Raw genomic sequence first — 22,534 nt, 5'->3', positions numbered from 1 at the left:
CGGACTCGTTGGCGGTCCAGGCTGACAAGCCGCTCGTCGAAATTTCACCACCACATTTTGGGTAATCTTATGCGTGTCGCCATCATTGGTTTCGGCGGGATTGGGCGTGGCTACACCGCTTATCTCATTAATCACGGCCATGAACCTGTTGTCTGGTCGCCCAGCGGAGCCGCCCTCGTAGATTTCGATGGCGGGGCGCCGCTTCTCATTTCCGGTAAGCTTGAGGGTTCCTATCAAATCCGAGTAGTTCGCGATCCTGACCAAGCATTAGAAAGCGCCGAAGCGATCATTATCACTGTTCAGGCAAACGGGTTCAAGAATGCCTTCGATGAGCTTGCGCCGCGATTGAGAACGGGTCAGTGCGTTATCATCAGCTCCCATTGCTCGTTCGCAGCGCTTTATCTTCACCGTTTACTTTCACAACGCAGCGTGGATTTGCCGATCGCCGTCTGGGCAACCACAGTTCTGACCGCGCGAAAGACGGGTCCGCGCAGTGCTCATATTTCCGGTGTTCGAACAAGGCTTGATGTCGCGACGTTACCGACCCGGCACAGAAACGTGAGTCTCGAAAAGTGCCACGCCCTGTTTGGCGACCGCTTCGATCTGCGAGAGAACATGCTTGCAATCATGCTCAGCAACCTTAATCCGCCGGCGCATGTCGCGAACATGCTCGGAAATCTCACCCGTGCTGAACGAGGCGAGGACTGGTCAAACTACGGCTCGATCACGCCAGGGGTCGGTCGCATCATCGACGCAATGGATGTTGAACGGATGGTTCTAGCGAAGACTTTTGGTCTCAAGGTTCGCAGTGTCCAGGACCACTACGTCCACTCCTTTGGCGTCGCTCCGGGGCCTGTCGGTGAGATGGCTGCGGCGGTTTACAAGAAGCGGCCGGAGTTGCTCGGTCCGAGGTCCCTAGAGACCCGCTTCATCACCGAGGACGTACCATTCGGGCTGGTGCCCCTTGAGGCACTTGGAGAGATTGCTGGACTGGACCTCCCGCTGCACCGCGCCGGGATTGCTCTATTTGACGCCATCTGTGCGCGTAATTTTCGTTCGGAGAATGACCTTTTGCCAGCACTCAATCTTAACCGTCTGGGCGTCGAACAGCTCTATCGGGAGTTGCGTGGCGACTAAAGTGTCCGATCGAACTCAAGCTTCAATTCGCCTGGCAACCTCCATAAGAAAGCATCACCGCTCCCGCCAACATACATCAACGTCGTGATGAGGCGTGAAATGTTTCTAAGTATTCTCGACATCTTCAAGATCGGTATTGGTCCTTCTTCATCTCATACTATGGGACCGATGACGGCGGCTGCGAGCTTCCTGGATCTACTAAATCAGAACCCGGTGTGCTACCGCGTCGTTCGACTAAGAGTATCGCTCCACGGATCACTTGCTTTCACGGGAAAAGGACATGCGACAGATCGCGCAGTGGCGCTGGGCCTTCTCGGCTGGCGACCTGCGGAGATCGAGCCCGATGTGGCGGAACGTCAACTCCAAACGCTTTACGAAACGAAAACCCTACGGCCCAAGGGGCTTCCAGTTCTCTCGTTCGACCCCGAAAGTGATATCGCGTTTGACTTCGGTCCTCCTTTACCGGGTCATGCGAATGGACTTGTATTTGCCGCGATGGATTCCACCGGGGCCGCACTGCTTTCTGAAACCTACTATTCGATCGGCGGAGGTTTTGTAGTCACGGCGGCCGAGCGCGAAATGCCAAAAGGAGCTGTCGCTGCTGATTTGGCGCCTTGGCCGTGTCCGTTTGAAAACTCAGCTATGATGCTTCGCATGGCGCGTCAAAGCGGGCTATCGGTTGCCGCGATGAAGAGGGAGAATGAGATCTGCATTCGCACGCCGGAAGAGGTTGACGCCGGAATTGGTCGAATCGCGTCGGTGATGGATAGCTGCATCGACCGGGGCCTTAGTCGGGAAGGCGAATTGCCAGGCGGCTTGCAGGTGCGCCGCAGGGCAAAAAAGATCCATCAGCAACTGCTAGCCGAGCGTCGGACAAATAGTGGCCAGCCACATTCAGCGACTGACTGGCTTAGCGTTTATGCCATGGCAGTCAACGAGGAAAACGCGGCGGGCGGCAAGATCGTGACGGCGCCCACAAACGGCGCAGCCGGCGTCGTTCCTGCTGTGCTCCGATACTACCTGGATCACTGCAGTGGAGCGGATCCCAGCAAGGTTTCAGATTTCCTTCTGACGGCAGCAGCGATCGGCGGGCTGATCAAGCATAACGCGTCGATTTCTGGCGCGGAAGCCGGATGCCAGGGCGAAGTTGGCTCGGCCGCTGCGATGGCCGCTGCCGGTCTTTGCGCGGTGCTCGGCGGCACACATGAGCATATCGAGAACGCCGCCGAGATCGCGCTCGAGCACCATCTTGGCATGACCTGCGATCCGGTCGCCGGCCTAGTCCAAGTGCCCTGTATCGAGCGCAATGGTATCGGCGCCACGAAAGCTGTGGCTGCAGCCTCACTTGCTCTGCACGGTAAGGCGATCATTCCGATCGACGACGTCTGCCGGGATTACTTCTTCCACCTGACGCCCGCAAAGTTGGTACGAAAAATCTCTAGGGGCGAGATTGCTCTTCCGCTCGTGCGGATTGAGGAGAGTCAGAAATGCGCGAAAGGTATTCATCTCGCCGATCTGGCCAAATATCTTGAGTTCCGTGCGGAGGCGGCCCGGAAAGAGATGAGGGCCCTTACCGAGTAGCAATGCCGTGAGGAATGCCCTTGCGGCGGCATTGGTCACCAAAACCCCTTGGAAGTCCTGTCGCGGTCAGCTCTTGTGGCAAGGCGAACTACGCTTGTCCTCGCGTTTCGGTACTGCCTTACCCGACACCTTCGACACTACGTTTCGAAGGTAGACCGCGTAGTGTTAGAGCGTTTCCATAACCATCGTGGAGCTTTTCCTGTCGGAGTTTGAACGATACTTACGGTTTGAGGTTGAGTGGCAGCGATAGCTCTAAGACAGGCATCTTCTGTTGATCGCGCCAGACGAGCATTAAGAGTGGGTGGTCGCTTCTCACCCGTGACGGTCGCAGTTTTGACATCAGATCGGCAAGTTTGTCTCCTGCCACTGCTGCCAGCGGATCTCCTGTCAGCGAGAGCTGGCGCATGTCGAACGTTAGGGAATTCGTGCCACTCCCGAACAGGAAACTCAGATCGGGAAGGGATCGGACGACCATGCCGTTGACTTCGAAGTCGGCTGTCGTCATCCACGGTTCCCAGAGGCTCTCTTGATTACCCGTATCGGTGTTGACGAAGACCTTGGCGTTCAGGGTGGTCACGAGATCGGTTCCGTGATCGACGGTTGCACCAAGGTCATCAATGGCGCTAATCCAATTGGCCAACGCATTGACGTCGTGCGCCCTGACCTCCCTGCCTTCCGCCGGCACTTTGCCTTTGGTGAAAGCCGCCTCGTCTATTACGACAGGCGTGCGCCCCTCTGATTTCCAGGACGAGAACCGCTCGCCGAGGAAGAACTGTGGGGCTATATCGGGAATGCCGTCATTTCCGACGTCGCGCCAATTCCTGACCACGCGCAATCGTGCACGGCTGACGAGGGATGGCGTGTCGAGCACTGAGACCCTTATCAGTACCGATGCGAGCTCCGGCGGAACGATGTCATCATAGCGCGGGCCGGATGTCGCATCGGGCCTGGTGCGGGCGAGCACTTCGAACGCGACGACGGCGCCGATCCCGTCGATCGCCCCTTTGCCTATGGTCTCACTCAAGCTCCATGCCCCCCCTGCGGGCGGGCGTGTAATCCTGAACGTCCGTACGCGCTCAGCGTCGGATAACTTGTTTGCAGCAGAATTTGGAAGCTCAAGCAAGGTTGCGCCTTCCTGACCGGATCGGAACCAAGCATCAAGGCTCTTCTCCAAGTCCGCCCGCGTAACCTGGGGCGGCGGCGGCGGGGTGGTCTGAGAGGTCTGGCGGAGCCTTCGGAACGCCTGAAGCAATTTGTCGTTGCTGTCGGGCCGGGAAACAGACTCTTCAGGCTCTGTCGGCGGAGCGCCCTTCCACATCTCCACCTCAACCTCGTAGGTGTCGTCTTCGAGGTTGACTGACCAGTTTTCGCTTGGCTTCTGCAGGTCGAGCTCAAACCAGAAATGAGAGATGCTGGTGGTGAGCAAATGCCACCCGGCCGTCAACGGCCCCGCCGTGGCGACGATACTGGGAAGATAGCGGGCCGGGCCGGTCGATGATTTGGCCTTCTCGATGCGTTTGTAGCTTTTCGCTGGGCCCGTGGCGGATTTGACGGTTACCGCTTTCAGGTCCTTATGGACATCGCGATCGTATTGGATTGGCCATTTGGCATTGGGACTCACTCGAGGGGGTGTCCCCGGAGCACCCTTGAAGTCGAGGAAAACGGGTGTGCTACTCCAGACTTTATCGCCCAGAAACGCATCCACGCTGCGAGCGCGGGGCGGCGGCAAGCGCTCGGGCAGGAGATAAAAGGTCCGCAGGTCCTGCGAGCCATTGGGGTTTGTTTCTTTCAAACGCCAATCGGGGAAGACATGCACGACGTTGGCAGCGATGCCTCGATTGACCGGAGGGGACAGGATGTCCTCTCCTCGAACCGCTGTCACAAAGTCGGCGGCCAGGACGTCGTTGATACTCCTCGGAAGTCCGAAAAGATCACCATCGTTCGGATCAACGCCGCGATAGGTGTTAGGCTTGATTTCGATTAGATCGTCGTAAACGCGATCAGGAAGTAGATCGGCGAAATAGTAGGCCGGTTCGCCCTTGAGGATTGCGCCCTGGAAGTCAGACGCGGGAAACTTGTCGCTATCTTCCGTCACCCTGTCTTGATCGTCGATTAGACGCTTCATGACGCCAAGCTCGATCAACTCGCTGCTGAAGGTGGAGTGATTGACTGCGGGAGTGGGATCGGCTGCTCGCACGAGCTTACGGTTGAAGACGCCGACGCCTATGGCGCGCAAGCTCGTAAAGAGCGAAGGCGATGCGAGGAGTTTCTCGCGCACCAGTTTGTGCGGCGGTTTAGCGAGGTCGGACAAGGAATTCAGCACCTCGCCGGCGTGCCAGTGCAGTTGCTGCGCAGGTGTGCTGCCGGCCGTTGCCGGCGGAACGTCGACACGGCTATAGAGCTTCATCATACGCTCGACGGCGCCGCCGGGCTCTTGTTCAAGGATGGAGCGCAGGGTTCGGCGAAGCAGGACAGCGTCAGCCGCTGTCAGTTCATCAATCAAATTCACGCGGTCGCCGATCGGGCGACCTTGAAGAATGTCCTCTGTGAGGCGCAGGAGAAAATCGAGAAAGTCGATGGTCGCGCGACGATCCGCAAGCACCGGATGCGCGTTCGGCAACACGAAAGCGTGCGGCATGAAGAAGAGGTCGGCCACACGGTCCACCGGCGGCGTCGGAGCTATCGGCGCCAGAAACTTGGTGGCACCCGGACCCATTCCGCGCAACGCAGGCCGCTGACCGGGATTAGGGTCCTGGGCCTCAATCCAGGTCGTCGATGTGAACAGGCGCGAGGTTGGCGCAGATAGGTAGAGGGTCAGATCATCAAGGGCGGTTTTCGCGAGACCGCTTCCGGCCTCAGGTCCGTCAGCAGCGAGCGGAATTAAGCCACCTTTTGCCCAATCACTCTCGGCACGAACGTCGTCAGGACGTGTCAAGGTCAGACGCGCACGGAGCATGGAGGCCGTTTGATCGAACGTGCTGCTTGGTGCGACATAAAGAGCCGCCAGGTGATCCGCTTTCGTCGACAGCGTCTCGCAGAGCTTTTCGAATTTGGCGAAGGTGCCATCGAGCGCGGAGAAGAGCTTCTGAAGGTCGGTGCCCGCTACGCTTTGTATCGCAACGGTCGTCACGGACGCAGGCCGCATGCCTAGAGCGAGCGTTGCATGTGCGCCTGATCCGATCACGGCCGCGTTGTCATAGACCCAGGACTCGATCGCAAGCTCGACATTGCCTCGATCAAGACTGTCGCGAAGCTCCGCCAGAGCTCGATAGAAATTTCGGAGTGGGCCGGGGGTGTTGGTGTTGTACTGTTCGAAGGCGAGTTTTAGCGCTTCGCGACGAACGACGATCTTGATCTCGGCCTTACCTGACGGGCCAACCTCGATGAGCTCAAGGAGCGGCTCGCGACTATTCGTCTCATCAGCCTTACCGGAGTTTTTGCGTTCAGGGACCATGATGTCGGCTGGGCTGACGACGTCCACCGATCGCCGCAAGTCGACGTTCGGCAGCGTCAAGCCGACCCGGTGTCCGAGCTGGTGCTCGAGGTAGCCGGAAAGCGCGAGTGGCTTGCCCGCTGCATTCCAGAGCTGAAAGCGCGTCTCTTCGCCTTCGTCGTCGTTTCGTGCGGCTTCCTGATCGAAGTGCTCGGCAAGCCAGTACCATGCCTGCGGGCCGGTCGGGGCGACCGGTCCTCTATGCGCCCAAGGGCGATCGAGCTTCGGATCGTTTTCAGGCAGCGGCAGTTGCGCATCAGGATCCGAGAGATTTCTGACCATGCCTTTGATTGGCAACGCGAGCTTGAGCCGGAGCTTGTTAGCCTCCGAAAATTGCACGGCCTGAATGTCCGGATGAGTGCGCTTAGCAAAGCCATAGTCAGGATCGAAATCGACCGGCCAAGTGATCGTGATCGCGCCAGCGAGGCGATCGACTGACCGGGATAGGCGTGTCAGCGGCGCTTTGGTCAAGATGAGATCCGGCGGAGTCGAGGCTACGCCAGAGGGCCACTCTACCACGTCAAAAATTTGAGAAGTATCGTTGGTCGTCCGGAATGCGATTTCGACCTGAAACGCTTTCGCTTGCGCCGGGTCATAGCCCAATATTTCTGACAGCGAGCCCGCGGTCTTTGGGTCGGGATCGAAGACTAACGCCGCGCCGTCTGCGTCGCGGCCAAGCGTTGCTGGCGCAAGTTGCAGCTCGCCGCCCTTCCCCTTGTCCGATGTGCGCACCCAAAGCCAAGCCTCAGGAAAACTTGCGCCGGTACCGAGGGCGGCGATCCAGTTGTTGACGATAGACTCGTCGGGGTGCACCTGCTCCACCAGCCGCAGCGCGTAGGCTATGCCTTTGCTGCCGGTCAGGCGGCGCGGTGAAAGTTCGACCTGACGGCGATGCCAGGCGTGCACGTCCTTTCCGTCGATCTTGGGGGGCAGCACGTCGCCTTCATTCAGGAGCTCGTCCCGAAACAATGCCCTGCGTGGCGCGTTTCGGATTACGGTGCCGTCTCGCCCGCGGTCCACAAACCTCTGAACGTTGTCGACGACGTCCAGCAGCGCTTCAGGAGCGGCATAAAGGACGCGGTTGACAGGCGTATGGCCCTCAAGGCGCTGCATCGGACCCTTGCGCGCGGCAAAGAAAATTATGCGGTCAGGACTGGCGGCAGGGGTCGGCTGCTCACCGGCGGGCCCGCTGAGGATAGCCTCGGCCAAGCCTGGAGTTCTTGCAGGAACCTTCGCCAGTTCGTCGAGACCCTCCTGCAGCAATTTCTTAAGCGCGTCAGTGTTTTGCTCGACCGCCCTGCCGCCAATCAGCATCTGGCAGTCGACGATGGTGGTTATCGGATCGTTCACGTCCCAGGGGATTCTGAGGACTAGCCCCGCCAGGGAAGGGACGTTGGTCGCGAGCCAGGCTTTGCCGTCGATCCCATTGGGTACCGTGATGTGCGACAGGTCGGTGCGGAGCGCCATGATGCGCTTGGAGGCTGCAAGGCCTCCGTCCACGCGTGAGAGCGGCCATGCCAGGCGTTCGCCGAATCCGAAGAGCCGTCCGAGCATCTGATTGATCGGCATATCGGTATTTCCGCCGGCATTGGCCTCGGCGGTTGCCAAGCCTTTCAATTCGCTCCAAAGCGCATCGAGATAGCCGCGCTCCGCTTGCCCTTGTTCGAGGAACAGATCGGGGCGGGTGCGAACGCCGTCGACCGTCCACTGAAAGCCCGGCAGGCTGATAACAGGATCGCGCGGTTGGATCGGGATGTCACGCTTCGCGATAGGAAGCAGCAAGTCATATGCCCAGGAGCCATTCGTACCTCCGCCGGCGCGTTTCTTTTCCAGATGCTTGCGCCAGGCCTCCACATCGCTGAGAGGTGTGGGCAGCTTTGGAGATGCCGGTTTCAGCAGCGGTTTGACGACCTCCGTCCAGACAAGGTCGCGATCGTCGCTTCGCGTGGGATCTTTGTCGGCCCAGGCGACGGCCATGACCGAAAAAACCGCCAGCAGTCCCTGAAACGCAGCCTCCTTTTGCGAACTCCACTGCCCGCCGCCGTCGAGCTCGGCCCAAGTTCGCACAGGCGGCAGAGCATTCGAAAGCGCGGCGAAGGCTGGCCACCCTCCGTCCGGGTCGCCATCCAGTTGATCCCATTGACCAATAGCGGGCTGGGGCTGGAGGCCTAGCGGGCGATAATCTGTCCAAGTCCTGGTGACGCCTAATCGCGTAAGCACATTTAAATTGACGGATAACTGCGTGCCCGGCGGCAGGGGAACTGGGCAGGGCCTCACGGTGCCGGAATTGATCAGCTTAACTTCGTCCGGGCCCGCCAGGTAAACTCCGTCTGATACGAGTTTGGCGGCCGACCACGTCTGTAGATAGTCGCGTGCGAGAATCTGGTTGCCGGTGGGACTGCCCAGTGCGGGCTCCAGCACGAAGGGTTGGAGCACAAGATAGGTGACGTCTGCATCGTGCGGATAGGTTTCGTCGCCCGGAGGCGTGGTCGCCAGTAAGCGCGGTTGATGCTGGTGTATCGAGAAAAAGAGCTTGGCCACGCAAGAACTCCCTAGCCGAAAGCTGCGCTGCCGGAGATCGACATCTGCACGGCACCGGAGACGCTGAAAGTCCAACTGAATATGCCCGAGCCGACACGAACTGAGGCGCTGTAGGCCGCAGCGAGTGTGGCATTGTATGTGAGATAGCTGCGCGCGTTCGGAATATAGACGAGCACGACCTCAACGAATGCCTGCGCCGACACGCGAAACCGAGCTGACAGGATCCACACATCGACGCCGCCCTCGCCATAAGCGTAGACACCGAGGACGCCCGTGACGCTGAGTTTTGCAAGCGATGTCTTCAGGAGCGCGAGTGGATTGTTGCCGATGTTCTGTGGCGCGCGCAGAGTGGCTGAGCCGACCAAAATGCCAAAGACCCCGATGCCGGCTCTGACCCAGGCGATCGATCTGGGAGTCGAGAAGGCGTAGCCGAAATAGAAACCCGCGCCTGCGGAAAGCGTGATGTCCTGGTATCCGGCTGGCGCTGGCGGCAATCCGTCTGGCGGCTTGAGCGACGTACGCTTCTCGACGAAAAAGCCGAATTTCGCCTCGTAAACTCCCATGGGAATGGAGAAGGCCCGCTCCCACATATACCCATCAGGGCCACGCCACGGCTGACCGAGATCGATAAGGAAGTCCCATGCCGGATTCCATTCGAGCGCGATCTCGCCCGACTCCATCACGCCCATCAGGTCCAGGGCGGCGATTCGCAACGCGACGCGGAAGCGATCGACCTGCGGCGTGTCACCGGGGATATAGGCGAGACTGATGTCATCCTCGCCGGTGATCAGCTTAGCGATGGGACCCCCGAGCCTAACGCCGTAGTAGACGCCGTCGTGGAAAATCAGCGCGCATGGTTTGAAAAGCTCGCCGAGTTCAAAGCGAATACCAAAAAGCCAACCGAAGTCGCGATCGAGCTTGAAGTTGAGCTTGTCTTTATACTTCAGCGCCTGAATCGCTTTGATTTCGTTCGCCAGATCGGCTTTTGTCAGGTCGAGCAATCCATTGAGGAGTTTGGGGTCTAGACTGATATTTTGCGCGATCAGCAGCCATTGGAGCTTGAAGAATCCGTCGGCTGCGCCGGGCGAAGCATACCAGGCGAGAAAGCCGCGATTCCTGGCATCCGTGGTATCGTGCGCGTAAACGAGCGTTCTCGCCTTCTTCTTCCCGGCGTCATCCTCGTTCTTGAAAAGCTGCCAGGACAGGAGGCTGAGGTTGAAACCATCAGCCCAGACTGCACCCGCGTTCTTGCCGTCGGCGAGCGTGAACACGCCGGCATCGATTTCCTCAAATTCGACGGTGAGAAGGCGAAACAGCGATATCTTCAAGTTGCGCCCGGTCAGAGACGCGAGGCCGACCCCTGGCTTTCCGAACTGTGGCAGTTGTGTCGGATCGTTGGAAGACGCGACCGAGACGCCGGCGCGAGCGACGAGGGAAAATTGCCCAGCGCCGTCGAGCGTTGGCGTCCGACCAAATTCAATTCGCGTATCAAAGTAGGGATAGCCATAATGGCTGTCGGCGGAACCTCCCACGAATGTCGGTTCGACCAATGGCACAGTCTCGGCGGCAAGGCGTGACCTTATCTCGTCCGATTTGCCCCGTAACATTCCCACGCCGACGGGCCGGATATCCAGCCCCGCTATAGTGATCCTACGCGGGTCGGCCAGGGGAAAGCGGATGCCACGAAGGTCGAAAGACAGCCCGCGCATAAGTCCCATCGCGATGGCCCGCCCTCCTTCAACTTCCGGAATGCGGATCCGAAAATCAGAAAGCTTGAGCGGCTGGGACGCCTCGAAGCTGAACGCGCCAAGACTGTAGTCCTGGCAGATGATGTCGGCGTCGATATCAAGTGTGGTATCGCCGTCGTGGGAGCCTACACGAATGCCCCTGAGCTTTACCTGGTCAATGAAAGCGACATCAATTTCCAGGCTCCGCGGCATGTCGAAAGTCGCAGCGAAAGTGAAATCACGCGGTTTGCCCGTCACTGATCCGGTAGTCGGAGGCAATGTACCGGAAACGGTGATCGGGTCCCAATCGAAGCGCCGACCGAAGAGCTCGCGAATGTCGAGCTTGAACGAAATATCGCCGCTCAGAATCGTTGTGCCCTTCACGGTCGCGGAGAAGCGTATGAGCGACCACGCGACATCGGCGTTGCCCCAAGTTGGCGGCGCGTTCTGGGGCTCGCCCTCATCGCTGGTCCAGCCGGCTACTTCAGCGACTTTCTCGATCCGTCCCCAGACATCCAGATTCACCGGCAGCGAACCTTCGGGGGCGCGCCCGCCTACCGCCGCGAAACGCGCAGCGATATGGGAGAAGCCGCAAAGCGTCTTCAGTACCGGATCACGATCGAGGTCGATTTTGGGATTGATGATGAGCGTTCCGCGCCACTCCTTAAGCTGCAACTCGTCAGGCAAGAGGCCGACAAATGCGGCGACAGGATCGTCGCCCTGTTGCGGATCAAGCATAAAAGGATCCGCGCGCCCATTATCCGCGTAGGCGTTTGTCGCTTCCCTGAGTATTTCGGGGAACCCGCGCGCACCGCCGAGTTTGATGATCAAGGTGGTTTGGTCATCGAGGAACATGTCCCACGCCTTGCCGCCACCGAAAGTGCAGAAATCAAATCGATGATTCCAAAGCGCGGCAACGCGATCAAGCGGATGAAGGCGTGTGGAATCGGCATTGGGGTCCCCTGAATCGGGGCGGCGGAGGCGGCGGGAGATGATCAGGTAGTCCGGCGGCTCGCCGGCGAGGTCGGCCAATCGGGCCAGCGGCACGCCCATATCGCGCAGAATTTGCGCGAACGTCTCGGCGTCGTCCGCGACTTTCAAAAGCTCGGAATAGACTTCATGTGTTAGTTCGGCGCCATAGCGAGCGGCGAGATCGATAAGTTGATCGCGCATTTCGCCGGCCAGTTGGTCACGATTCTGCCAGATCGCCTGTGCGAATTCGAAGATGGGAGGAAGACCTTGGAGAAGCTCTGCCAGGAAGCCTTGCGGCGCCTCTTTTAGGCCCTTGAAGTAGTCGTTCACCGCATTCGTGAGTTGGTCGGTGATAAATGTTTCGAGAATGGCGCGGTCGTCCGCCAATGTTTTTGACCCGAGAGCAGCAATCGCCCTGTTCGCAAGCTCCATAGTGGGAGGCGCATACGCGAACTGCAGCAACCGGTCGAGCAGCCCGCTCCCGCGATCCGGATCCAGCAGTTCGCCGATCTCATCCGGCGAGGCTTCCTTGAGGGCTTCGTCATAAACGTCGAAGCCAAGAATATCTGGCGGATTGCGTGCGAGAGCGCCGCGAGCAGATTCGAGACGCTCCGACGCCTCGATGAGATCGTCGAAACTCCAGTCGTCTGGGCTTGGCAGAACCGGTCTGAGTCCGACGAGGTAGTCCCAAAGATGTTGGCGGGCCGCTTGCCAGCCTGCTGGCGGATTGCCGCGTGGGTCACCGGTCCAGAACCAGTAGAAGCTTTCGAGCGGGCCGTCGAATGCGGTTCGGCCCGCGGCAAGCGCCTTAGCTGGCTGTTGGAACGGATCAGTGCTGGCGGCAGCCTTTGCCCGAACTCGTTCAATAAGGCTTTCGGCGGATGGCCCTCCGAACAGGAAGTTGGCGGAATCATTTGGGGTTGTTGAAGCGGACCATACGGTCAGGGCGCCCGATCTCATTGGCTGTTTGCCGCTGGCAAGCACTGTGGCGGCTTGCCCAACCGAACGACGATCGAACGCGCCATTTGCAGTGCGGGTTGTCGTCGGGGCCGGGGCGAGCACGCGCAGGAAGGGCAATTGGTTCGGCGCGACACGCAGCCCTTCGATATGTTCATAGTCCGTCGGATCGGGCTTCGAGAACGCATCCCGCATGTCTTGATTGATCTGCTGCAGCCATCTGGCTCCTTTCTCCGCAAGGCCATCCGTTGGATTCGGGGCGCTTCCCAGATTCGAGAAGGCCCATTTCGGATCAAGCATGGGCAGCACCAGGGTGGGCCGACTGGCGATTGCGACTCGGCGAGAGACCTCCAACGTCTTGACGCCAGCGCGGGTCTGGTAGGTCGCCTGCTCGGGCAATTGCATCGCGAAAGCCGTCGCCTGCGCGCCTGATGTCTGCAGAGGGATTTCGGCTGTCGGGAACATGAAGCGCAGGCCGTTCGACCTGTCTCTGACCGGCTTGAAATGGAGGGTCACCACTTGAGGATTTCTTGCCCCCACGGCGCCTTTCGGCGCGGGTGCGTCGAAAATCAAGGTAGCGTCTGCTGCGAAGCCCAAAATCTCGCGCGGCCGTTTGCCTTGCAGCAGCGTCGACCGGCCCTGAACCCAGTATGGGGGCTGCAGCCGCTTGTTCTTCAACGATTGCGGTTTTCGCGCCGCATTATAGAGAGCCACCGGATCGACGGTTTCCACTCGGGCGGTCATGTGGAGATCCTGCATCGAGTCTCCGATCACAATGGCCTGATTAGTCTCCCCTTGCGGATCGACTGTCGGTTTGACGTGGCCCTGGCGCCCGCTGAGCGGCAACCGGTCTTCAATCGAGAAGATCAATGGATGGCCGTGCTCGTCCATGAGAGCCGGCGTGGCGAGCCGCATTGCTTCCCCTCGCTCGGCCGCAACAATTGACCAACCGCCGTTGACCCATGTGCCTGTCTTGAATTCCATGTGGGTGACGAGGTGCGCCTCGGAAACAACGTGCTGGAAGTGGAAGCCGTTCTCCCTGTCATCGAGTTGGCGGGTTGGGTCGAGCACATCGGCGTTCAGATAAATGGCGTTCGAACGCGGCCAAAACAGTACGTCGAAGGCGTCGTCAGACATGCGCAGCCGCTCGACGACGAATTCCTGTATCACTTGCGTCCCGGTCGGCGTCTTGCTGAACCGGTCCTTGATGGTCAGGTAAGGCGCACCCCCGCGCGGCCATATCTCGACATCGCCCTTCGATGCGTCGGGAGACATCAGCGTCGAGGTCCAGTCGAGCATCCATTCCGAGGATTTGAGCCAGCCTCTGTCTGCGGTTGTAGCGGCGGATCTGAATTCGTAGGCGCGAGGTGTGACTAGAACCACGCCCAGTTGCTGGTCCGGTGCGGGAACTGTAATTTTGGTAAAGCCCAAGGGGATCGTCGACGGACCGAGCTTGAAATCAACAGTTCCTGCCCAAGTTGCGTTCCCGACCAAGAGTTCTATGTCATTGCCTGCCACGCGGCATTTAAGATCGAAGGTGAGTTGCTTGAAGATCAGGCCCGCGAAGGGACCGTTAATCCAGACTCGTACGGCGGGACCGGCTATGAGCTGCAAGGACAGCTTCGCGGAGCCAAGTGGGTAATCGCGCGCTGTTCCGTCAACCTCGTAGACCTTGGCAAAGAGCGTCAATGCACCCATGTCTTTAGCCTTCCCGTCTCGCGACGCAGCCCGTTGGCGATACCGTTTTCGACTCCGGTGTTCTGTCGGAAGCCCAAATCAACTCGTCGACGTCTGCGGCGGTCAGCACGGAAAGCACGGTGACCGGCAGACTCCAGTTGAAGATCTGTTTGTGCAAAGTAACGAGGTCGCGTTTTGCATTCGCGAGCACGACGTTATGAGTCGTTTCGAAGTTGGGATCGTCGACAATCCGAAATTGCTGACTGCTGCCGCGCAGCCGCAGCGCCTTGATCTTGAGTTCGGCCGGACGTCCGCAGATTCCTGCGTTTTCCCATTCTTTCAAGGACCAGGTCGGAGGATCTGTTTGGAACGGCGCGACCGCGTCGAACTCGATCGTTCCCTGTAGTGTTTTGGGAGACGCAAGCACCCACTCCTGGGCGTAGTAGTTGTCAGCTTCTCCCGGATTCGCGGCGAGCGCTGCGGACGCCCAGCTTCCAAGAGCGGTATCGCCGCGGACCCCGAAGATAGTCATCGGCTCACGCGTTAGGTGTGCTGCGCCGCACCCTTTCAGATATTCGCCGTCCGACCCATCGGTGACCAGGAAAGCACGAGCGAAGCTTTGCCGATTTTGCCGGCCTGGCAGCGCGCGGCATAGGGCGCGGATGTCTGCCTGAACCGCTAGCACAGGCGCCGCACGTGCAGCTGCGCCTGCATTCTTGGAGCGAACAATCGACTTGACGCAAAGACTGCCAACAAAGGCGTTCCACACGGCCGCCTCATGCATCTTCAACGCTTCCGCCAACTTCTGTCGCTCGGGGCGGGTAAGGCCATCACCCTCGCTGCCGGCGTCCTCGACCCACGCTCTTGAGCGATTGACCTGGAGAAATGTCGCAAGTGTCTGCTGCTCGTCGACATCCAGATGCCCACCTGACGGATTCACCTCTCGCAATCGGACATCGATTGTTCGAACGATCGGCGGATGGGTATTTTTGTTGTCGAGGTCCTGCGTGCCGGCCGACCAGATTGCTAGACGCATGCGATCGCCGGGAAGCACGCTGGGTCCGGAGCTGGGGCGACCGCCGTAGTGAAAGCAGCGGCGATTATCGAATGCCTCGGCGCCGTACTGGCGATCCGTGATGGTTTCCGGTCCGACGACCGTTGTGGGCGAGAGGTTTCCTGCGGCGCAACCCGTCGCGAGAATTGCGATCAGGAGGGCTGCCAATCCCTTATGGAGAGTGCCGTGACGGACGTTGGAAGCCGGTGAGGACACGAGGCGCTCTCCTATATCAAGGCATCGGCGGCAGACCGGCCTCATCAAGTTTGAACGAAGACGTTGTTTTAGAGAGCGCTGGACTACAGACGCCTTTCTGAAGCGCGTACTTTCCGGCCGGCGGCTTCGCATAGTTCCAGCGGTATTCCGCTGCCTTTGGCCATTCAGCGAGCGCCCGGCAATCCGCGTAGAGCTTGTCACTCGTGAGTGGCCTCTTCGCGAGCCGACTCCGATGCTCGTGCAGTTCGTCCAGTTTGCCTTTCAGCTCTTTCTTCTCAGCGCTAGTGAGCCCATTGAAGGCGCAGGCTGCGATCACAGCCTCGATGAGCTGGGCTTGCTCGGCGTCTCCCCATTTTCCGACGTTTGTGGGGAGATTTGCGAAGGCCAGCGCAAGCCGCAGGCTCGGCCCACGGAAGGAGGGTTGCGAAAGGAAACTGGCCCACCGAACGTGGCATCGCACAAGCAGTGCGACGGCGACCTCCGATGTGAACATTTTCGACAGACGAACTTTCTTTGAACCCGCGGGTTTGCCGGGTCGGTCGGCAGGGTCGATCTCGAAGGCGAGAATGTCGCGAATGCGCGCACGACCCAAATCCCACTGTCGCTTGCGATAGCTGGGCACGTAGCGGCTGAGGGCCAACCAGCGCCAGAACCAGTGAGTGGTGTGCATCCACTGCAAGTCATCAAGCCGCTTTTTGCCGGAATCCTGCGGGTCATTATCAAGTGGCGCCCAATCGATCCGACCGATGTAGTTCCTGGTGCTTGGCCAACTTGGCTTCTTCGGCCCTGCCGAACCAGCAGGCCAGTCGGGTTTCAGCGACACACCTAATGGATCGAAGAATTTCGCTTTGGCGTCGGTCGCCTCTCGTCCTGCCCAGTATGCGAGATAAGGCGCTAGCTCCCCTGCCCCAGCGACTGCGTCCGGCTTGCTGGGTTTGGCGCCGCGCGCTGGGGCAAGCGCCCAATTGTAAGGTCCGCAGGAAATTGCTGCATCATCGTAACCGTTGATCCCGTCGAACCGGCCTCCCGACTCGATTTCAGAAATCGCGCGAAGAACTCGGAAGGTCGCTTTGGTTTCGGCCTTTGTGATCGAACCCCAATCCACTCCTATCAGTGTCTCTGGAAGTATCTCGTCCGCATCGCTGCCATGGCGAACATAGCCGCCCTGCCAGTCCTTGCTGAAAATCGCGATACCGCCGCTCGGCTCCATCTTGTCCGGCGCGGTTTCATGCGCCGGACGAAAGAGCTCCGTGAGATCGCAAACACGAACGACAAGGCGCTTGAGTTGCGTTTTCTTTCCCTCGTGGAACGCGACAAGGCGCGGATCGTCAAATCGCCAGTAGTTCCCGTAGATCGGCTCGTCTGCCTTCTCGATGTGTTCCAGTTTGCCCTTATTGCGACAGAACACATCAACCACGACAGGGCAGCGGTACCGCTCGGTTTCCCATGCCGCGAGACAAGTCATGAAGCCCGCAGCGTTCTCGTCTCCGTCTTTGGGGCCATTGTAGATATGCTGATTGGCAACAGCCTGAAGTCTGTCAAGCCACCTTCGAGGTGCTGGCCCCATCACTTCTTGGGCAACGCGCGGTCCCGACGCATAGATTTGGAACTCGCGAACCGCATGCCGTAACCAAGTGGCGTTCGCTCCTGCGCCATCACCGGCGAAGAACAGATTGAAGCCCACTGCAGCGAGGCGATCCGCGAGGTCAACCACACGACTCTCCGCTGCAATGTGCCGAGTGCAAGGATTGAGGTGCGAGATCGACGCAAGGCAGCATGGCCCTGCGCACCGTTACGGAGCGCAAGAGTCCCCCCTTTTTCGCTGTCCATCCCCTCAATACAGTGGCGGCAGCCTTGTTCTTATTGCATTTGTTTATATACTACGCTTACTTTACATTACCTGCAATAGCGTGACTCAGCGTTCTTTGAAGCGACTGATTCGAATTTGCATCTCGGCGGCGAAGTGTGTCAATCGCGCTCTGTTTGCGTTCTAGCCCTGATGAACTCCGCGGATCGCATCCCTAATCACGTCATCGCGCTCGAAGCGCTCTGCTCCCCTGGGCTTGTGCGATCCCCGGTCTGACCGGTCTGTCATCACCACTGAGCTACCCGTTGTACTACCTCGCCACTGCTCAGATGGTGGCGAGGATGACAATCACTCGGCAGTTGCCACATAGATCTCGTTGCGCGCCATCACCGCCCAGGCGATCCGCGCTGTCTTGTTGGCCAGGGCAACAGTTGCGATCTTCACCGGCTTGCGGTCGAGAAGCTGAGCTGCCCACGGCTGCCGGCTCGCATCTTTGCGCGCCATGCGCATCACCGCCGTGGCGCCAACGACGAGCAGACGCCGGAGGTAGCCGTCGCCCTGTTTGCTGATGCCGCCGAGCTTCTCCTTGCCCCCCGAACTGTGCGGGCGCGGAGTGAGGCCGAGCCAGGCCGCAAACTGTCGACCCGACCGGAACATGGTCGCGTCCGGCACAGCCGCCGCGATAGCTGAAGCGGTGATCGGACCTATGCCGGGGATAGTGGCAAGCCGACGGCTCGCATCGTCGGCGCGATGCCAAGCGAGAATCTGCGCCTCGAGCCCCTCGATGGCACCGGCCAGTGCGCGAAGCTGCGCGCAGATAACATGCAGTGCCGATCGCGCATGAAACGGCAATCGCTCCTGAGCCTCGTGCAGAACGGTCATCGAGGCAGGGACGCCGCCCGGTCCTTTGCTGCTGATAATACCATATTCGGCAAGGTGAGCACGGAGCGCGTTGATGAGCCCGGTTCGCTGCCGGACCAGCAAATCTCGGATTTTATGAAGCATCAGCACCGCTTGCTGCTCGGGCGTCTTCACCGCGACGAAGCGCATCGTCGGCCGACCGCCTCGCAGATCGCTTCAGCGTCGGCCGCATCGGTCTTGCCTCGCTTCACATACGGCTTCACGTAAGTTGGAGGCATCAGCCGCACCTCATGGCCGAGCTTAATGAGCTCGCGACCCCAATAGTGCGCCGAGGCGCAGGCTTCCATCCCGACGAGGCACGGCGGGAGCGCGGCGAAGAACTTCGGCAGCTCATTGCGTCGGAGCTGTCGGCGGACCACTACGCCTCCGGCTTCGTCAATCGCGTGGACTTGAAACACGTTCTTTGCCAGATCGAGTCCGACGGTGACGATATCTTGCGGCATGGGACGGCTCCTTTAGACGTGGCTCTACGGCCGCATCATCGCACAGCTACGCTGGTGCAGGGGCCGTCCACCCCATCAGGTCAGGCCGAGAAAGCGGCTCGCGGAGAGCGGAGGCCTACTCAAGGGACACGGGGTTTCGTTCAGACAATCGAGCGATACCGATCAGTGCTAGCGGAATTCGGAGGAGCCCACTTGGATGTCTACGCCGGGGGACTGGAGTCTTGGGTAGAAGACTGGGGGCCTGGACAGAAGAACAGCGTCAGGTAGCCTAGCACCCGGAATCGCCGATGTCGGAATCGGGTGAGATACGAGTCGTATTTGATAAGCCTGGCTTTGTTTCAATGAGCCCAGGACTCCCTCAAACCGGAGGAGGATAGGGGCTCGGGTCACTCGCCCGTTCGGCTGTCGCCGACCCGTGCTGGCCACCTCCTAATCTCTGGAGCTAGTGAATGAGGCTCATCCCACAGCGGCGACCGTCTTTGTCGAACTCACACGCGGATCTATCTCACACGTTCAAATGCAGTTTCCTCAGATAAAGAGCAAGCCCTTCAGGACCGGGCATCATCCTGAAATCGTTGACGCCCTCCGCGATCAGCTTTTCGCGTATCGCGTCCACACTCGAGTGATTGACGAGAACCCGCGTTACTATCCTGCTGTCGACCAGGTCCTCCAGAGGTCGCTCGATTGAACCGTGTAGCGTAAATGCTCCCGACTGAGCCCGTACGCGCGGATTCGACCAAGCCGGCCTCATCGCAATCGGCATGTCGGGGAACGAGTTTGCTCGCACCGCATCATAGTAGTGAAAGTCGACTTGATCGACCTTGTCGTATATAATCATATTTCCTTTGTACTTAATATTTAGACGATATGGGTTTAGCACCCATATGCATGGGTCTCCAGTCCCGTGTTTTCGGGAATAAGCAATTGCGAAGTAAAGTGCTACGTTGAGATCCGTTGTCCAGTCGAGAAGGCGAGTCGGAACTCCGAAATGTTGCATGAAGGAAAGCCGCTCCCAGGTTTCCTCAATGGCTGTTCCTTCGACCATCGTCCAGAAGTCGGCGTAGAGATTGGCTTCGGCCTTTGGATGCGGCCTCGAGAAACGAAGCAGGGAGGGGAGCAATTTGTATCTGCCATCGCCTACTCCACGGTACCACGCACCTCCGTTGCTCGTTCGTGTACGCCTCTTCGCCGCCTCGATGTCTTCGAAAAACTTGTTGAATGGCATTGGGAGAGTTCCTAAAATGGGTTGCCGGTAGGTGGTGTAACGGACAACACGCTCAGTGTGGACTGAGAGATCTTGGTTCGAATCCAGGCCCCGGTGACAACAAATAAATGCGGTGGTCTGGTTGGGGCAAGATCGATGCTTTTTCCGGCCTTACCGCGGATTATTTCCTCCAGCTCGGGCTGGATTCCGCCCCCCCATTTCGGGTGCGTACGGATGTAGAGAAGCAGCTTGCGGAAGAGCAACTCATCGCGATGTCGTACGAGCATGGGCTCAGCTGCTGGGTAACGGCATCAGCGGCAGGCGGTTCAACGGGCCTGCCATTCGGCGAGGCTGTCGCACATCCGCGAGCCACGTAGGCCTTCGAAGCGTTGGGACCGCTTGATCGCCGGCGGCAGGCTACCGGCGATCGCTCACCTTGGCAGACATGAGAGCGGGCCTCTCGTATCGATCGCATCCACCGCCTGTGCCGCAAGGAATGTTGACCGCGCCAAGAGTCACGCCGCCTGGCTGTCCCCATACGAGCGCAGGTGAGCGAAGCCTATTGCACACTGGCCGACGGATTATCCAAAATCAGTTTGCCTGCCGCCGTCTCCCCCCGCGCTCGCCATGATCGACGACATGACGTGCGAAGCATCTATCTATAGAGCCAACGGATACTGCATTCGGTATAGCATGGCTCACTCGACCAAGCGCTATGGCTTGATTTCTATTGACTTTTCCGCCTCGATCCGTCCAATCGATCATTGGGCCTAACGGCAACTTGCAGCCTTTGGAGCGTGGTACCCAGGACCGTTCTCAACGAAGGTAAGCCTTCGAGCGAGGAATCCTGGTCCGCTGGAGGCACTTTTGGGTCCGAGCTCCGCGTTCAGCGATCTCGCGCCGGAAGACTCAGCTGGACGCCGGCGAAAAAGGGCTTTGCGCTTCCGCAGACTAAATCGCAGACTAATTCGTCTCTCTAGTCTGCGGTGTCCGGCTAAGTCGTTGAAATGATGGCGCGCCCGAAGAGATTCGAACTCCTGACCCCCAGATTCGTAGTCTGGTGCTCTATCCAGCTGAGCTACGGGCGCGCAACCGGCCCTTGGATGGGCCGAACCGGACCGCAATGCAGGCAACCCGGTGAACCGTGCGCGGTTACCTAGCGACTGGCGCATCGAAAAGCAAGACGATCGGAAGAAAAGTTCAGGCGCACACCTTGGCAGCACGGATGAGCGTGCGGGACTGCGGCCACGCCGTTGGAAACACCTCCAGGCGCACCCGGCCGGCCGATCTACCCGCACGCCGCTCATGCCGGCCGCCTGAGCGCGCTGCGCGCTTCCTCGATGCGCACGGGCTGGTCGGGAATGGTGAAGGCGAAGACCGTGCGACCGCCGACGCTCTCGACCAGTTCGATCGATCCGCCATGCGCGCGCACCAGTTCCTGCGCGATGGCCAGACCAAGTCCCGTGCCGCCGCTGCGCGCGGAGCCGCGGAAGGCGGCGAACAAATTCTCCCGCGCCTTCGCCGGCAGGCCGGGTCCGGTGTCGGCCACCATGACGCGGCTGACGCTGCCCGCCCGCGTTGCGGTTATGGAAAGCCGCTTCACCACTTCCGCGCCGGCGTCGCCCGCCATCGCCTGGGTGGCGTTGCGGCTGAGATTGGCGAGCACCCGGAAAAGCTGCTCCGGATCGGCGTCGATCTCGAAGCCGGCATCGACATCGTTCTCGAACTCGATGCCGCTTCCCGCCTCGATGCCGAGCATATCGCGCACCTCCTCGACGAGTTGGCGCAGGCGTATGCGCCGACGCGATGGCGGCGCCTCCTGCGTACGCCCGTAGGCGAGCACGCCCTCCGTATAGGCCACCGCACGATTGAGCGAGCGCACCAGCTTGGGCACCGAGGCCTGGACGGACGGATCCCTGACACGGCTCAGCCGGTCCGAGATCAGTTGCGCGGAAGCCAGCACGTTGCGCATGTCGTGGTTGATCTTGGAGACGGCAAGCCCGAGATCGGCAAGGTGCTTCTGCCCGGCCAGCGTCTTCTGCAGCTTCTCCTGCATGGAGGAGAGTTCGCGCTCGGCGACCCCCAACTCGTCGCCACGCGGCTCGGGGTGGATGATGCGGCCCGGATCGTCCGGCGCCCGCGCGAAATCGAGCATGGACCGGGTCATCTCCCGGATGGGCCGGATCATGATGCGGTTGATGGCGTAGAAGACGAGGCCGGCTGTTATCAGTGAGATGAGCAGCGACAGAAGCGCGATGTTCCGCGCATAGACCATCATCGCCCGGCGCAGCCCTTCGTCGGGGATGATGAGCTCGAAGCCCATATCGCTTTCACCGACCTTGCCGTAGATTCTCAGCATCCGGTCGCCGCCGAAGAGAGCCGTATCGATGGCCCCGGCGATAGCAGCCCATGCGCCGATGTGGTTGATGTCGATCTGCTCGTCGACATGCGGCGGCATCCTCGACACCACGAGCACATGCGATTCGCCGGCGTCGCGCACCGCGATGGCCCTTGCGTCGAGCGCCATCAGAAGCTCGTCCTGGGCAGAACGGCTCAGCATGTCCGGCTTGCCCTGCACCAGCGCGACACCGACGGCCGCCGCGGTGCCGAGCTTCTGCTGCATCCATGTCAGCCGGAAATTGGCGATCGACGGCACGAAGATCAGGACTTCGGCGATGAGCACGAAAAGAATGGTCAGAAGAAGAAGCTTGGTCGACAGGCCACGTGTCAGCGGCACGCTGTCGGCAAGGGCCGGCTCGGCCTCCTTATCCCGGCTCTCGTCCTGCTTCTCCATCATCTTCTTC

Annotated in this window: 8 protein-coding genes, 1 tRNA gene and 1 pseudogene; 2 read left to right on the top strand and 8 right to left on the bottom strand. The window is 59.7% G+C overall.

Annotation, left to right across the window (positions count from 1 at the left end):
* The first annotated feature begins 69 nt into the window (after positions 1-69).
* The gene (locus tag RBH77_RS08660; protein ID WP_311031715.1) at positions 70-1,137 is read left to right on the top strand and encodes an NAD/NADP octopine/nopaline dehydrogenase family protein; all 1,068 of its coding nucleotides are present in this window, start codon (positions 70-72) and stop codon (positions 1,135-1,137) included.
* A 99-nt stretch (positions 1,138-1,236) separates the two neighbouring features.
* Positions 1,237-2,718, top strand: coding sequence for an L-serine ammonia-lyase (locus RBH77_RS08655; protein WP_311031714.1), 1,482 nt, complete (start codon positions 1,237-1,239; stop codon positions 2,716-2,718).
* Positions 2,719-2,938: 220 nt separating this feature from the next.
* Here RBH77_RS08655 and RBH77_RS08650 read toward each other — a convergent pair whose 3' ends face one another.
* The 8 genes and pseudogenes from RBH77_RS08650 to RBH77_RS08615 all read right to left on the bottom strand — a co-directional run bounded on the left by RBH77_RS08650 (position 2,939) and on the right by RBH77_RS08615 (position 22,527).
* Positions 2,939-8,752 (bottom strand): hypothetical protein, encoded by a 5,814-nt coding sequence (locus RBH77_RS08650; RefSeq protein ID WP_311031713.1) that lies wholly within the window; start codon positions 8,750-8,752, stop codon positions 2,939-2,941.
* Positions 8,753-8,763: 11 nt separating this feature from the next.
* A complete protein-coding gene (locus RBH77_RS08645) occupies positions 8,764-14,106 on the bottom strand; it encodes a hypothetical protein (RefSeq protein ID WP_311031712.1) in 5,343 nt (1,780 codons plus the stop codon).
* Between the two features lie 4 nt (positions 14,107-14,110).
* The gene (locus RBH77_RS08640) at positions 14,111-15,355 is read right to left on the bottom strand and encodes a hypothetical protein (RefSeq protein WP_311031711.1); all 1,245 of its coding nucleotides are present in this window, start codon (positions 15,353-15,355) and stop codon (positions 14,111-14,113) included.
* 16 nt (positions 15,356-15,371) lie between these two features.
* A complete protein-coding gene (locus RBH77_RS08635; protein WP_311031710.1) occupies positions 15,372-17,069 on the bottom strand; it encodes a hypothetical protein in 1,698 nt (565 codons plus the stop codon).
* 441 nt (positions 17,070-17,510) lie between these two features.
* Positions 17,511-18,526, bottom strand: a pseudogene (locus tag RBH77_RS08630) (IS110 family RNA-guided transposase).
* A gap of 505 nt (positions 18,527-19,031) precedes the next feature.
* Positions 19,032-19,751: an FRG domain-containing protein gene (locus RBH77_RS08625; protein WP_311031709.1), complete on the bottom strand. Its 720-nt coding sequence runs from the start codon at positions 19,749-19,751 to the stop codon at positions 19,032-19,034.
* Positions 19,752-20,741: 990 nt separating this feature from the next.
* Positions 20,742-20,818: transfer RNA gene (locus RBH77_RS08620), tRNA-Arg, on the bottom strand.
* Between the two features lie 215 nt (positions 20,819-21,033).
* A complete protein-coding gene (locus RBH77_RS08615) occupies positions 21,034-22,527 on the bottom strand; it encodes an ATP-binding protein (RefSeq protein WP_371832851.1) in 1,494 nt (497 codons plus the stop codon).
* Positions 22,528-22,534: the final 7 nt, after the last annotated feature.

It is taken from the genome of Mesorhizobium koreense (genome assembly GCF_031656215.1).
Taxonomy (GTDB): domain Bacteria; phylum Pseudomonadota; class Alphaproteobacteria; order Rhizobiales; family Rhizobiaceae; genus Mesorhizobium_L; species Mesorhizobium_L koreense.
This window is presented reverse-complemented; position numbering and strand designations above follow the sequence as displayed.

Excerpts from the sequence above, each read along its gene's own strand:
- RBH77_RS08660 (WP_311031715.1), top strand. The coding sequence starts at position 70 with ATGCGTGTCGCCATCATTGGTTTCGGCGGGATTGGGCGTGGCTACACC.
- RBH77_RS08655 (WP_311031714.1), top strand. The coding sequence starts at position 1,237 with ATGTTTCTAAGTATTCTCGACATCTTCAAGATCGGTATTGGTCCTTCT.
- RBH77_RS08645 (WP_311031712.1), bottom strand. The coding sequence starts at position 14,106 with ATGGGTGCATTGACGCTCTTTGCCAAGGTCTACGAGGTTGACGGAACA.
- RBH77_RS08625 (WP_311031709.1), bottom strand. The coding sequence starts at position 19,751 with ATGCCATTCAACAAGTTTTTCGAAGACATCGAGGCGGCGAAGAGGCGT.
- RBH77_RS08615 (WP_371832851.1), bottom strand. The coding sequence starts at position 22,527 with ATGATGGAGAAGCAGGACGAGAGCCGGGATAAGGAGGCCGAGCCGGCC.